The organism is Pedobacter kyungheensis (genome assembly GCF_000812965.1).
In the GTDB taxonomy this organism is placed as follows: Bacteria; Bacteroidota; Bacteroidia; order Sphingobacteriales; family Sphingobacteriaceae; genus Pedobacter; species Pedobacter kyungheensis.
On record NZ_JSYN01000001.1, the window covers coordinates 173,590 to 188,744 of the forward strand.

The 15,155-nt window shown below is 40.6% G+C and carries 10 protein-coding genes; 3 read left to right on the top strand and 7 right to left on the bottom strand.

What is annotated here, in order from left to right; translation table 11 throughout:
• Nucleotides 1–26 precede the first annotated feature (26 nt).
• The 5 genes from OC25_RS00640 to OC25_RS26630 form a co-directional block, all read right to left on the bottom strand.
• Nucleotides 27–1,517 carry a RagB/SusD family nutrient uptake outer membrane protein gene (locus OC25_RS00640; RefSeq protein WP_039470652.1) on the bottom strand — a complete coding sequence of 497 codons (1,491 nt, stop codon included), beginning with the start codon at nucleotides 1,515–1,517 and terminating at the stop codon, nucleotides 27–29.
• A 31-nt stretch (nucleotides 1,518–1,548) separates the two neighbouring features.
• Entirely contained in the window at nucleotides 1,549–4,950 is a 3,402-nt protein-coding gene (locus OC25_RS00645) for a SusC/RagA family TonB-linked outer membrane protein (protein ID WP_245221829.1), read from the bottom strand.
• 206 nt (nucleotides 4,951–5,156) lie between these two features.
• Nucleotides 5,157–6,290, bottom strand: a complete 1,134-nt coding sequence (locus OC25_RS00650) for a FecR family protein (RefSeq protein ID WP_039470655.1) — start codon at nucleotides 6,288–6,290, stop codon at nucleotides 5,157–5,159.
• 187 nt (nucleotides 6,291–6,477) lie between these two features.
• Entirely contained in the window at nucleotides 6,478–7,062 is a 585-nt protein-coding gene (locus OC25_RS00655) for an RNA polymerase sigma factor (protein ID WP_039470656.1), read from the bottom strand.
• A 266-nt stretch (nucleotides 7,063–7,328) separates the two neighbouring features.
• Nucleotides 7,329–8,201, bottom strand: coding sequence for a sugar phosphate isomerase/epimerase family protein (locus OC25_RS26630; RefSeq protein ID WP_052265854.1), 873 nt, complete (start codon nucleotides 8,199–8,201; stop codon nucleotides 7,329–7,331).
• Nucleotides 8,202–8,345: 144 nt separating this feature from the next.
• Between OC25_RS26630 and OC25_RS00665 the strand changes: the two genes are divergently transcribed.
• From OC25_RS00665 to OC25_RS00675, 3 genes are all read left to right on the top strand, one after another.
• Entirely contained in the window at nucleotides 8,346–8,936 is a 591-nt protein-coding gene (locus OC25_RS00665; RefSeq protein WP_039470657.1) for a hypothetical protein, read from the top strand.
• Between the two features lie 312 nt (nucleotides 8,937–9,248).
• The gene (locus OC25_RS00670; RefSeq protein WP_039470658.1) at nucleotides 9,249–10,838 is read left to right on the top strand and encodes an ABC-F family ATP-binding cassette domain-containing protein; all 1,590 of its coding nucleotides are present in this window, start codon (nucleotides 9,249–9,251) and stop codon (nucleotides 10,836–10,838) included.
• 16 nt (nucleotides 10,839–10,854) lie between these two features.
• On the top strand, nucleotides 10,855–11,451 hold the full coding sequence (locus tag OC25_RS00675) for a TetR/AcrR family transcriptional regulator (RefSeq protein ID WP_039470660.1): 597 nt from the start codon (nucleotides 10,855–10,857) through the stop codon (nucleotides 11,449–11,451).
• Here the strand turns inward: OC25_RS00675 and OC25_RS00680 are convergent, their stop codons facing one another.
• Together OC25_RS00680 and OC25_RS00685 are read right to left on the bottom strand one after the other, a co-directional pair.
• Entirely contained in the window at nucleotides 11,452–12,495 is a 1,044-nt protein-coding gene (locus OC25_RS00680; RefSeq protein WP_039470665.1) for an alpha/beta fold hydrolase, read from the bottom strand. It lies immediately after the preceding gene.
• 275 nt (nucleotides 12,496–12,770) lie between these two features.
• Nucleotides 12,771–15,125: a hypothetical protein gene (locus tag OC25_RS00685; protein WP_052265855.1), complete on the bottom strand. Its 2,355-nt coding sequence runs from the start codon at nucleotides 15,123–15,125 to the stop codon at nucleotides 12,771–12,773.
• Between the last annotated feature and the right edge of the window lie 30 nt (nucleotides 15,126–15,155).

A 15,155-nucleotide genomic window follows, 5' to 3' on the forward strand; every position in this document is an offset into this window, starting at 1 on the left:
TTGCTATTCATAAAATTTCACCTTGTTTATCTGCCACCGTAAACGATTTCATCGTTAGGCAATGGAAGTACGAAAATGTTATCGGAAGGGGGAATAACTACGCCTGTTTGCCCTACAATACCCCTGTTTAGCCTTTTGTACATATAAAATAACTGACCTTCTGCCAACCATTCCTTACGTGCATCTTTAAGGAGTTCTTTTAATAAATCCTCTTCATTGTTTATAGATAAAGGATCGCCAATTTGCCTGGCTTCACGAACCTGGGTGAGGTAATTTACTGCAGTTGCAGGATTGCTTGCGTACGAACACTCAGCAGCAATGTAATACATCTCACTCAGCCTGATTGCGGGCGCCATCAGGTAATGTAGATTTGCATTTGCCTCTGCACTTAAGGGGTTTCTGCGGTATTTAACAATATCATAAGATCTAGACGATTGATTTGAAGTAGCAGATAACCAGTATTTGTAGCGTGAATCACTTGCTCCGGCTGTTGCCTTTTCATAGATATAATCAGCAGCATCTTCAATTAAATAAAAACCTCTGGTACCACTTTGAAACCAATTGTCTTTTATTTCTTTTGCAGCGCCAGGTATGTACCATCCAAAAACAAGCTCCTTGTAAAGAATACGGTCTTTTTTAGAATCCTCAAAAGCTTCAAAATCACTTTTTGCAGTCCATGGGAATTTTTTAGAGTCGATTACCTCCTTAGCATTAGACAAAGCTTTCACCTTATCATTTTTATAAAGATAAACCCTGGCCAATGTTCCGCATACTGCATAATAATTCATGCGGTGCCTCCTGTTCTGTAAAAAAAGACTGGCGTTTTTCTCCTCTGTATTTTTCAGCGTATCGCTAACCAAAGGATAGTTTACGATATAACCGGCACTCCGGATGGGGTCTACTGTTAAAAGCTGTTTTGACTCTTCCAGATCTTTGATGATTAAATCGATGGTTTGCGACACTGTAGACATTGGAGTAATTTCTTTTGTATACTTGTTGGCGTAGGGAATTCCATTTGCAGCAGGATTTCTTAAATACGATGGCGCAAAAAGACGCAGCAGATCAAAATGCAGGTAGGCCCTTAAAGCAAGTGCTTCTCCTTTTACAATGGCATAATTTGAACCGGTAAAAACATTTCTTTTTGTATCAACATTTTCAAGAATCAAATTACAGTTCACAATAGAATTGTATAAACCGGCCCATATTTTATCCTTCCGTTTGATAAACTCGCCATGTTTATAATTGTATAATGAGGTTTGCCTGTAATCTTGCCCGTCATCGCGCATCGAAAAATTTTGTGCCAACACCTCAGTTGTACCGAAGGTAAGTTCTTTACCATAAAGATCTGATTCGGTACTGCGATTATACACGCCATTTATTGCTTCCATGAAACCGTTTTCGGTACTGAATAAAATTGGGGCGGCGATTTCTGATTCCGGCTCAATTTCCAGCCATTTCTCACAGGAACTGAATAATCCTGTTACTAAAATAAGGCAGATTAATAATCTAATATTCATGTTTTTTATTTTAAATCTGTGATTAAAAAGTTTAAAAAGCTGCTCTAACAGAAAAGGTTAAACTCCTGGTAAATGGATAATTAATACCTCTTTCTTCTTTTACCGACGACCAACGCACCAGGTCGTTTGCAGTTACCTGGAACATCAAACTTGACATCGATAGTTTAGATGCTATTTTTTTACTCATATCGTAAGAAAGGTTAACCGATTGAAGGTTGATCAGATTATCAGGCTGAATAAATCTTGAACTTACATCAGTCTCACCGATATCAGCTATATTTTTGTAAAAGGAAAGGTCACCAGAATTCTTCCATTTTTCTTCAAAAACACGCCTGTCAACATTATAGCGTGGATCTGCATTTTCAACACGCTCCACCAGGGTTAAATTATACTTATCACCTCCAAAAAAGGTTTGAAACTGTACATAAAGACTAAATCTTTTGTAGTTAACCGTTCCGCCAAAATAACCGCTCACTTTAGGGTTAGGATCGCCAATTACTACGTAATCCCGCTTATCATAATCGTAGGTTATGGTTCCATCTTTTTTGAGGTATAGCTCACGTCCGTTTTCCGGATCAATACCCAATGATGGTACGCCATAAATGGCATTAAAAGGTTGTCCTTCACTAAAACGAAGTAATGGAATACCTCTGTAGCCGCCATCACCTGGTTTTACCGACTGCAGTTCGTCTGCCCTATCATTATATTTCTTTAATGCGTTAGAGATTCTTACCACCTTATTTCTGTTGGAAACCATACTAGCATTCAGGTTTACTGACCAGTCTTTGCTCCTCACCGCATCTACTGTTAGTCCTAACTCCGCTCCTTTGTTCTCCATATCCCCGAGGTTTTCTTTATAAGATAAGAAGCCTGTTGATGGAGGTAAGGTGATATCCGCCAGAATATCTTTGGTAAACTTCTTGTATATCCTCGGCGTAATCATGATACGGTCTTTAAACAGCCCTATATCTACACCAATATCCGTCATCCGTGTTTTCTGCCAGCCCAGGTTTTCATTTCCATAACTGTTTACACTCGCACCAATGCCTGTTGAATACCAGTTTCCTGTATTATATTTATAAATAGTTCTTGATAAATAAGGATCAAACTCCACAGAACCAGTAAGACCTGTAGAAGCCTTTATTCTCAATTGGCTGATTACTTTATTATCTTTAAAGAATTCCTCCTGATGTACATTCCAGCCTAATCCGAACGACCAAAATGGAGCCAATCTGTTGTTTACACCAAACTTAGAAGAACCATCGATACGAACAGTTCCATCCATAAGGTACCGGTTTTTATAGGAATAGTTCATGGTGATGAAAGAACCGAAAAGCCGTGCTTTTTCGAGCTTGCTTAATGGTTTCCCATCTTCGGCATATCCTTTAGCAAATCCTATACTGGTAAAGCGGTCGTTCGCAAATCCGATTGCAGTAAATTCTTTTTGATCACGAAGTTCTGTCCTCGCGTTTACACCTATTAGTGCATTAAAATAATTACCGCCTATCTGCTTTAACCAGGTTAGCCTGATGTTACTGTCCCAATAGGTTTCTTTCATCTCCCTATTGGTATATTCTCCCTTTTCGTCGATTTTATCTGCAGTGTACAGATAATATTTATTTGCCAATGGAGATGTGAATATATCATCGGCATTTGATCTGGTGGTTACGCTCATCTGAGCCCTTAACCTAAGATCTTTTGCCACTTCCAGTTCGGCAGAAAGGTTATCAATGATTTCGGTATACTTAGATTTATTAAAACTACTTAAACTGGCATCATACAATGGATTAAACACATATTCTTTTGATCGGTCCTGCTTTTCGTAGACATCCGAAATTCTCATTACCATGCCATTCGCATCTTGCAAAGGGTAATAGGGATTCATCTTTACATAACTGGAAAAATCACCGTATGGGGATTCAGTGGCGCCCACTTGTGTTACCGACAACTCATTTCTGAATTGAATTTTCTTAACATTGTACTGGAAACTCATTCCGCCTGAATACTGGTCTCTTTGAGATCCCTTCATTGCTCCAGGTCTTGTTTGGTAGCGTAAGTTAACATTGTATCGAAAGGCTGATGATCCCCCGTCAAGATTTACAGCATGCTTATTTCCGATCGTATTGCGTAAGGGTTGAGACAGCCAGTAACTATTAACACCACCCACAACATTGGCTTTTTTGTGGTAATAAATTTCATCCAGCTGATCCTGAGATACCTGTTGCTTAGCAGAATTATATAATCCTGCCAGCACTTCATAATCTAGTTTTTCGGCTGCATCTAAAACCTGATAATCGCTTAAATCTGCCGCAGTTAGATTCAATTCGTAATTGTATTCGACCCTTAATTTGCCTTCCAAAGGTGTTTTAGTGGTAATCACAATTACGCCATTGGCAGCGCGCGATCCGTAGATAGCTGTTGCAGCAGCGTCTTTCAATGAGGTAACAGAGGCAATTCGGTTAACATCCAAATCAAATACTTTCTGCACACTTACCTCATAGCCGTCAAGCATGAAAACCGGCATATTTGCTGTTCCAAGAATTTCATCCCTTCTCAATACCTGACCATCGCCACTGGGTAATGCCGAAGCACCTCTGACATTAATAGACGGAATTCTATTAGGATTGGAACCGGCAAGGTTATTATCAATCAGTTTAAATGATGGATCGAATGTGCCGATACTTTGAAGCAAATTTTGCGGATTTACCCTTTTCAGCTGATCTCCTGATATCGTGATGGCATTACCAGTATAGTTATCTTTCTTAATCGCTTGATAACCGGTAATTACCACGTCATTCATCTGCGTTTGCTGGGAAACAAGCTTAATATTCAGCGTTTTAACACTATTAACTTTGACTTCCTGTACATCATAGCCCACGTAACTGAAAACCAGTATGGCACCTTCGGCAACAGTTACTTTAAACTCACCTTTCTCGTTGGTTACGCCAACACTGGCTCCGTTTTTAACCGAAATATTAACACCGGGTAAGCTTTCTCCGCTGTCCTTATCCTCTACCTTGCCTCTAACTTCGATCTGGCTGGCTACAGTAACAGGCTGTATTGTTGGGTTGTCTTTATTACTGATTACAATGGTTTTGTTTACAATATTAAAGTTGAGGTTTAGCCCTTTTAACGACAGGTTTAAAGCCTCAGTCAGCGTCGCATTTTTTAACTCGACAGTAACGTCAGGTTTTCCTTCCAGGAGCTCGCCTTTATAAAAGAAAAAGTAACCGGTTTGTTTTTTAATCTCCTTAAATATGGTTTTTAAAGGAGCTGTTTTACGCGATATGGTTACGGTTTGCGAAAATGTAGCAGCCGAAATGTGCAAAGTACCGGCCAGTAATAAAATAGCAGTCAATTTCATGACCAATAAAAATTTAATCCTTACCCTCCGTATAGCGCATACGGGGTTGTAAAGGGTAGTTAATTTCATACCTTTGTTTTGAATGAGGTTAATAAATAGCAGCTTGCTTCGAAACCCAGCTGCTGTGTCCAAAATTTCTACCGGAAGCGTTGCTGCGCTTTCGGTTTTTTTTTGCGGTAGGAAATTAGATTTCAGGTAATTTTTTCATCATACAGTTTGGTTTAATTAGTTGATTTAATCGTTTGGTTTATTGCCTTTTTAGCGACGGGCAAAGTCTACCTGGTTTTACTGCCAGATACAGTAAGCACTTTACCTTTGGCATCAATATGAACGTGGTTAAGTTCCAATATTTTGAATACTTCGGATAAATTGCTGTTTCTTGGGATTTCGCCCACATATTTTTCGTCGGTTATTTTGCCCTGATAAACCACATCGAGGTCGTACCAGCGCGATATTTGCCGCATAATGGTTTTCAGATCATCATTATCGAAAGCAAAGAGATCGTTTTTCCAGGCCATTTCTTTATCTACATCCACATTTGGGTTGAGGCGAAGTTTTGCATCAGCCTGGTTAAGCAAGGCTTGCTGGCCAGGTTTTAGTTTTAAACTGTTTGTACCGCTGGAAACATTTACAGCACCTTCTAAAAGTGTAGTTTTTACCTGTGCCTCATCATTGTAGGCATTGATATTGAAATGTGTGCCCAGTACTTCAACCGTTTGCTGATTGGTTGCCACCCTGAAGGGTCTGTTTTTATCTTTAGCTACTTCGAAATAGGCTTCGCCCTGCAGCTCTACCTTGCGTTCGTTTTTAGCAAATGATGAGGGGTATTTTAAAGAAGAAGCCGCATTTAGCCAAACTTTGGTACCATCGGGCAAAGTTACCTCGTACTGGCCTCCCCTTGGGGTCGAAATTAAGTTGGTGCTGATGGCCTGATTGGCATTCGCTACATCTTTAACAATATATTCGAGTTTACCATTAGCTGTTTTTCGCACAATAATGCCATTTTGTGCGGCTATTTCTCCGGGTTTGGCATTATCTAAATCAATAACAGAACCATCGGCGAGGGTTAAAAGGGCTTTATTGCGACCAGGTTTAATATCGTTTTTGGCACTCACGGTAAATTGTTGTGGTTCATTGTTGCGCATAGCCAGATAAAGGCCAACACTCAGGCACAATAAAATACTGGCTGCCAAAGCAATACGTTTAAATAAAAGTACTTGTTTTGCCTTTTGTCGCCCATGCTGTAGTTTCTCCCAAACCTCAGTTTGTGTAGTGCTAATGCGATGTTGCTGAGGTGTTTCACCCTCAAAAGGAAGTTGCAGATACCATTGTTCTACAATTGCTTTTTCGTCGGGTGTACAATTACCTGATAAGTACCTATCCAACAATATTTTCGCATTTTTCTCCATTTAACAATAATCTTTTAGGGCTGATTAATGTATATACGGCGAAGGGTATAGCCTGGGGGTACGCAGAAATATATTTTTTTTATTTTTTTTTTCTCAGAGATACAAAAATTGATTCGTCATTTTGCAGATATGACACCTAAAAACTAAAAATCACTTTTTTTACATTTCTAATTGCAAGATATTTTGCTTAATGATAAGTTTTAAGCATAAAAATAAGGTAGGTAACCAAACCTAAACGAGAACGTAAGATCTTTAATGCTCTTTTCACCTGCGTTTTTACCGTCAATTCAGAAAGTCCGAGTAATTCTGCAATTTCTTTATGGGTTTTGTTCTCCATACGGCTCATTAGGAAAATTTCGCGCATTTTTGGCGGCAAGGCATCAATTTCTCGTTCAATTAAAGCGGCCATATCTTTCTCGCGTACCAGGTAATCGGTTAGTACATGTTCCTGATCAAGATAGCCTTGCAAAGAGCCTATGTATTTATCTTCAACTTTCTGGTGTGCAAAAACGTCAATCACCCTGTTTCTGGTAGCGGCGTACAAATAACCCGATAAATTACCATCAGGTGCAACCTGAGTCCTTTTTATCCATAAAGTTTCGAATAACTGCTGTACCAGATCTTTGGCTTCTTCCTCGCTGTTGAGGCGTTTACTGGCATGGATAAACAATAAGCCGTAAAAACGGTTGTAAATTTCGGTAAAAGCCAGCTCATCATTCTTAGTCAGTAAGAAAGCTAGTTCATTATCTGAAAATGAGCTGTAAGTGTTCATCGCAATCGGTTGCAAAGATAATATTATTCGATCAGTTTATATCGAAATTTAGCGCAAAACAGGTATAGTTTTATATTGATGGCAAGTAATTAAAACAAAAACAGCTAAAAAACCTCTTTAAAGTAAAAACATATCCAATTAACTCAAAATATCAAGCATTTTTACACCAGCTTTTAACGGTTAGCAACAATAAAAACCCAATTAAAAGGAGAAAAGCATAAATATCCTCCCGATTATTTAAATCTCAAACCATATACACTAAAATTTTACCTTTTTTCTGCATCAACAGCAGCCAGTTGTGTAGCAAGATATTTATATGCGCCGGGTATTTCTACTGCTGCATTACCGATGCTTCCTTCAATAAAAATGAGGCCTTTGTAATTAATATCACGCAGGGCGCGGAAATAAGGTTTAAAATCATCGCCCATTACCCCGGGTAATGTACGTTTTTCTTTTTCGGCCACTTCGCAATAGCCTACCAGCCCTTTTGCGGCCCGTATTTCATCAGGCGATTCACCTTCGCGCATCATGTGAAAAATATCTACATTCAGCCTGAAATTAGGATGATTTACCCTTCTCACGATATCAGCCGCCGATTTAAGCGAAGTAATAAAAGTGGTTTCGGTGGTTTCGAGGTTTTCGAGTGCAATAATCACTTTGTGTTTTGCTCCAAGTTGTCCTATTTTTTTACAAAGCGCTATAAAGTCAGTCTGTGCTTTGGCCAAATCGTAACCTGCAGGAATATTACGCGAACCTCCGCTACCCAAAACAATCAGTTTTACCCCCGCCTGTCCGGCCCTCGAAAGTACTGAATCGGCATACGATAAAACCCTGGCCTCTACCACGTCAGGACCTGCAATTTTAATATTGCCCGGAAAAAACAGGTTACATACAGTTACTTTACACCGGGCAGCTTTCATCTGTTTCAGATTGGCATTAAATGCCTCATCGGTTAGACTGGGAGCAAGCATTTTCCTTACCGATTCGCCAATCATGGTAAAACCACCTGCATGGGCAATGCTATCCTGCCCCAGGCCCGACATGATCCCCAGGCGCTGGGCATACTGTTTATCGGGTGCAAAACTGGAAACGGTGAGCAGGGTTAAAAAAGCAAGAAAAGTTAAATGGCTAAGTCTCATATCAATTTGGTTAGGGATGCTTAAACCTAAAATTAAAAATTAAATTATTTAGTTTCATCCTGTATTGTCCTGCTTCCAAAAAAAATCTTTTTAAAACTTCTTTGATCCGTTTGCAAACCTATCTTTGCAAAAAAAATTAAATACATGTCTGAAATTAATCAATATCCGGTTCTCGATTATCTGGTAAACGTACTAAAGAATGCCATTGCCGATTCGAAAGTTGAAAAGCAATCGCAAAGTGTATCTGTTGTTAAAGATGGTAACGATATCATCCACGTAGAGCAGTTATTTGATGAAAGCGGCAACAAAGCAAAAATTGTAATCACCGATAAAAAGTTAATCGTGATTAGCGAAGATTTACTGGAACCGCTGCAAACCATCCATACTACTGTTAAAGGAAATGAAGGTTTGAAAAAAGAGCTTGAAGCTACCACCATCATTATAAATGGCCTGGATATCGAAACCGAACTGGTATTTCAGGCTGCACGCGACTGTTTTGATGAATTGAGCGATAGCTATGAGTTTAGCAAAAACGTTGAAAAAGAGGTTTCTAAATTAAAAGCGCCGCTAAAATTTGGTGCTAATCCACTTGAACTGATTATTGTAAACGATGCAGCTTCTATTCAGGTTACACCTAATTTTATCAAAGCATTAGATGCAGGCGTAACCAAAGCCATCGAAGCAGATGTGGCTAAAGTGCAAAATGCGTTGAACAAACACTTTAAAAAAGGATAAAATCCTTATAAATTAGCGGAACTCCTTATCCGGGTGAGTTCCGCTTTTTTTTGCATTACAGGCTTTAAACAGCCTTCAATTACCTAAGTGCAGTAAGCATCTGCAAACGGTCCTCGACTTCTCCCACCTGCCACTTTCCGGCTAAGAGACAATACATTTCCTTGCCTTTTTTCGATACCACAGTAAAAAATATTTTGGCTGTGATCAATTCCTTGTGTTGACAATTTCAAGATTTTATTCTGTTTTTTTATTTTAACATTTTTGTTAAACAAAAAAGAATAATACCTTTGTAGCCATAAATATTCAGCTGCTATGAGTTTAATTATCCGATCCCTTTCTTATACGCATCCCGATAACGAACAGCTTTTCAATAACCTTTCGTTGAACATTGCTAGTGGCGATAAAGCAGCATTGGTTGGTATTAATGGTGTAGGCAAATCAACCCTGCTTAAAATGCTCGCTGGTGCTATGCAACCTGGTTCGGGCGAAATTATTACTCCGGAAAAACCCTGGTACATTCCACAGCATTTAGGCGAATACGATCAGTATACTATTGGCCGTGCGTTGGGCATTGATCAAAAACTTAAAGCTTTACAAGCGATATTGGGTGGCGATGCCGATTCGCAACATTTTACTAATCTGGACGATGATTGGGAAATTGAACAGAAAGTAAGTCAGGCGCTCAAAAAATGGGGACTGGAACATTTGTCAACCGATCAGTTACTTGGTGGCTTAAGTGGCGGGCAGAAAACAAAGATTTTCCTGGCCAGTATTGACCTGCACCAGCCCGAACTGATTTTACTGGATGAACCTTCTAACCACCTGGATACGCAAACCCGCAGCAAACTGTACCAGCTTATTGAGCAGAGCAAGGCAACCATTCTGGTAGTTAGTCACGATAGAAGCCTGCTTAACCTGATGAACAAAACGCTCGAACTGAGCAAAAAGGGTATTGAAGTTTATGGTGGCAATTTTGAGTTCTATCAGCAACAAAAACTGGAAAAAGTTAATGCTTTGCATGCACAGCTTAACGAACAGGCCAAAACACTTAAACAAACAGAAAAGAAAGCCCGCGATGTAGCTTATCAGCGCCAAAAACAAGAGCAGCGTGGCAAAAGTGCCGGACAAAGTAATTCGCTTCCTCGTATTATTGCAGGTGGATTAAAGAGCAAATCAGAACGTAGTACGGCTAAAGTGCTTGATGCACAAAACGAAAAGATAACAGGCTTGCAAGAACACATGCAGGAAACACGATCGCAAATTCAGCAGTATCAGGTATTAAAAATCAATATCACAGCTTCCGAAATGCATCATGGCAAGTTGCTGATTGATGCGCAGGCGATCAACTTTGGATATACCCTGCCTTTGCTGCAACAAACGATCAGTTTTCAGCTACGATCAGGAGAACGGATGCAGATTGAAGGTGCAAACGGTTCGGGCAAAAGCACTTTACTCAAAGTAGTAACAGGTGAGCTTCAGCCCATGCAGGGAAACTACAGCCCCAGCGATTTTTCCTATCTTTACCTCGATCAGGATTATGCCATGATTAAAGCTGATTTAAGCATTTATGAGCAGATGCAGGAATACAATTCGATAGGCTTGCAGGAACATGAAATCAGGGCAATGTTGGTATATTCGCAATTTGATGCGACGGCTTTCGACCGGAAATGTGGAGGATTGAGTGGAGGTGAAAAAATGAAACTTGCACTCTGTTGTCTCTCGGTAAGTAACCTGAAACCTGATTTGCTTATTTTAGATGAGCCGACCAACAATCTTGATTTGAAGAGCCTGGAGGTACTTACTGCAGCTGTTAAAAACTATGAAGGAACGCTGCTGGTGATCTCGCATGATGCCTATTTTATCAGCGAAATTGGTATAAACAGCCAACTAAATTTAAGTTAGAAGAATAAACAATAACATGCCACTTAAAAATACCGGAACGGAACAACTGATTAAGGATACTACCAAAAGGCTTATTTTTGCCGAGGGTAAACTGCATGCCACAACGCAGGAAATTGCCGATGCTGCAGGTGTAAACCGTACATCGCTACATTATTATTTCCGTTCGAGGGATTTACTGATTGCGGCTGTTTTTCAGGAAGCCATGCACGGTTTGAGCGAACGCCTCAACCAATGTATGGTATCGGCTAAACCTTTCAAACAAAAGGTAGAATTTCTGATCGAAGTATTTTTAAAGGATATGATGGCTTTCCCCTACCAGGAAACTTTTATGGTTACCGAAATCAACACATTGGGGAAACAGCTGGTAGGAAATATAGATTCAGTACCTGTTAAAAGCTTTTTAAGCGAAGTACAACAGGAAATGGATTCGGGCAATCTTAAAGCAATGCCTCCCTCTCAATTCCTGATGAACCTCTTTTCGTTATTATCTTATCCGCTGATTATGGCTCCGTTATACAAACAGTTATTTCAACTTTCAGACGGAGCTTTTGATGAACTGATTACTGCCAGAAAAACGATGATTATGGATCTGATTTTTAACAGCAAATCATAACTATCGCGCCATATTTGCAACCTCAATGATGGCATCTGCAAAAGCCTGTGGTGCTTCCTGAGGTAAAACATGACCAATGCCTCCTGTAATGGTATGGTGCACATATTTACCGGTAAATTTATTGGCATATTGTGCAGGCTCAGGGTGTGGAGCACCATTAGCATCGCCCTCTAAGGTTACTGTAGGTACCGATATGGCTGGTGCAGTAGCCAGCTTTGCTTCAAGTGCATCGTATTTGGTTTCTCCTTTGCTTAAGCCTAATCTCCAGCGGTAATTGTCAATCACTACCTGTACATGGTCAGGGTTATCAAAACCTTTTGCTGATTGTTCGTAAGTGGCATCGCTAAAATTCCATTTTGGGGAGGCCAGCTGCCAGATTTGTTTATTAAAAGCTTTGGTATTGGCGGCATAACCTGCTGCACCACGGTCTGTTGCAAAATAGAACTGATACCACCAGGCCAACTCTGCTTTTGGTGCTAGCGGAGCCACATTTCCTGCCTGACTACCAATTAAATAGCCACTCACTGATACCAATCCTTTAACGCGTTCAGGCCATAGCGCTGCCACGATATCTGCTGTTCGCGCACCCCAGTCATAGCCACCCAAAATGGCTTTTTTAATTTTCAGGGCATCCATAAAGGCTACAATATCAACGGCAACTGCCGATTGCTGTCCGTTGCGGGGCGTAGCAGCAGAAAGAAAGCGGGTGGTACCGTAGCCCCTTAAGTAGGGAACGAATACATGATAGCCTTTTGCAGCAAGAATATGCGTTACTTCGGTATAACTATCGATATCGTATGGCCAGCCATGAAGAAGGATCACAGCTTCTCCGTTAACCGGACCAGCTTCGGCATAACCTACATCCAGTACGCCTGCATTAATGTGTTTTGTTGCTGCCAATGGTTTTTCGGCCAGCGTGTTGCTGTCGGTTAAATTGTTTTGTGCAGCATGTGCCGAGCCAAAACCAATTAACTGAAGTCCTAAAATATACATGGCTGTTCTGGCCAATTTACCTGCACGTTGTTGGATTGATAATTTTTTCATGTTTATTGTTTTTAAGGATTGATTTATTGATTGTATACCCAAAACTAGTGGCATAGCAGGTAAAAAACAGCCATAAAACAGTGAAACAGGCATATTGCCAGCTGACTTAGACAGTTAGCGGGATGAAGCGGTAGTGAAGTTTGGGGAGGAAGGTTTTCCAGGTAAGTTAGTTTGTTGATGTCTGGTGGTCTGTCCATGCACATATTACCAGAACAAAAGCAACAAGAGACGGTTATTAATAGTGGTCTGTGCGGACACAGACCACTACGATAAAATTATTTATTCGCAATCACCTCTGCATTGCTGATTGTTTTAATGATAAACCTATTGGTGAGCTCACTATCTTCGGCAAATTCGCAATCAAATTTGATGGTATGTTTACCATTTTTTAAGCTTGGAATCGCCTGTTTCAAAGTTATTTCTTTTTTAAAGCCACCTTTACTGTTATACACTTTCACCGTGGTGCCATTGCATACAATGGAGTTTCCGGCTTCAAATTCGCCGGGTAGTTCGAGCTTAAAATAACCATCCAGTTCGAGCCATGGATTGCGGATTACCCCTTCTTTACCCGTAAATGTAAGTGTAAAATTTAAAGGCTGCTCGGCATTGCTGTTGGTAAATTGCCACTCAGAAAAAGTTGGTTGTCCGGGCTGAAGCAGTTGTTTGGCATGTTCAAATTTGATTTTTTTAAAGGGATACAATTTCCATCCCTGACTATTTTGCTCGAGGTGAAAATCGTTTTCAGGATTTTTTAATCTGGTAAGCTGATCGGCATTGAAAATATTCTTTCTGTAAGCCTCCTGCCAAAGTTTAATGAGTGCCAGTAGCTGGCTGGTATTCGGATTTTTTTGCAGGTTTTTATAGCGGGCAACCAAAGCAAAACCTGCATGGTAACCTGCAGCACGGGCCATCATCCATTCAATATCTTCTGCCGTGGTTGTTGAGGAAAGTAAAAACCAACCCAGCATATTAGGCATGTAATTTCTCTCGAGAAAAGGCTGATTTTCTAACCGGTAATCGCCCTGCGATTCGCGAAAGCCACCATACCAGGGCTCTCCCCAATTCCAGTAATGACAAATGTGCCAGTAATAATGGCTCGAGCGGCTGGTGCCGTTTACCAATGTGTGTTTGGTATCTTTAAAAACTTTTTCAGCAAAAGCCTGCATACCATAATCGCCTTCACCAGCCGATAAACAGCCTTCATGTCCGTCGAAATCCATTTGCGAAATCCCTGTTTCGTTAAAAAAACGACCTAAGTTACCGGCTATTTCCTGCTGAAGGTTAAAATTGGTAAAAAGCGTGTTGTAAGGATAATCCATCATCATCCCAATTGTTGTGCCTTTGGTATGTGCAACTGCCTTTGTACCATAAGCCCCGCGCTGGCAATCAAGTAATTTGTAAGGGGCTGTTGCGGTTACCTCACGGAAACGGATAATTTCATCGCCAATAACTACTGCATGTAAAGTACTTGGCTTTATATTTTTAAAATATTCGGCAGATTCAACCGCAATTTCAGTAGCTGTTGGAGCTATATTTTCGGTTGCTACAGAAGTGCCGGTTAAAGCAAGTCGTTTGTCGGGTGCCGGTGTAACGTAAGGATCGTTGGTATTTACGAAATTACTAAGGGTATGCACCCCAATGCGGATACCTTTTTTGGAAGCTTTACCCACACAGGCTTTCATACCGGCGTTACCATGCGGAAAGGCAACAGGATTTAAAACAAAATGCCCCCAGGATTGAAAAGGACCTTCCTGGTAAAGCGACATTAAGCCTGCCTGCTGGGTATAATTCAACATGGAATCGATATTGCTTTCATCAAAATCGGAAATCAGGTAGGCTCGTCCTGTTTCTGGCGATTGTTTGTGCCACACACCGCTAATTAAAGGGTGCGGAAGACCTTCGGCAAGCTCAATCGCTCCAATACGGGTCAATACCTCATTTTCCGGTGCTCCAAAAAGTGCAATTTTCGACCCTATAGTTGTTTCATTGGCAATAGCCTTAACCGGCATATCTGGATAGTGGTTCCACACAGTGTACTTTCTGTCTTTTGACCTATCGAGACTAAAGGCCTGCAAGCTACTTCCATAGGGCTGACTTACGGCTACCGATCCTCTTGAATAATCAGCACCTTCGGTATTATTTAAAACGCCGCCCAGCGTTTTAACGTTTAGCGCCTGAAATCCGATTGCGTAAGTGCCATCGCGTACCACACCAACCACTTCGCCAATGGTTTTACCAATTAGGGTTGGATATGGCCCCCAAATTACCGCGTTTACTTCGTTATCGGCACTTAAACGAATCAATTCAAAAGCGAGATGGGTTTTCTTTTGGCTGATCTTAATATCGGCAGTAGTTTTTGAGTTCCCAAAACGCAGCGCAATTATGCCCGATTTGTTATTAAATGCAGCCTGCGCAGGTTCTTCCCATTGCTGACCAGAACGGATTTTTAGCAAAGGTGCCTGTATACCGGCAGGCAGATAATTCTTGCCTGTTTTAGGGTTTAATAGGGCTGTAATTTGCCCCGAGCTGGAAATGTTCAGTGCAAGGTCTTCAGTTTTTAACTGAATGGTTTGTGCCTGGCTGCCAATAAAACAGAGCAGCAGCAGATTAATGAATAATGTTTTTTTCATGAATTTGTTTGTGTGTTATTTATAAAAAGA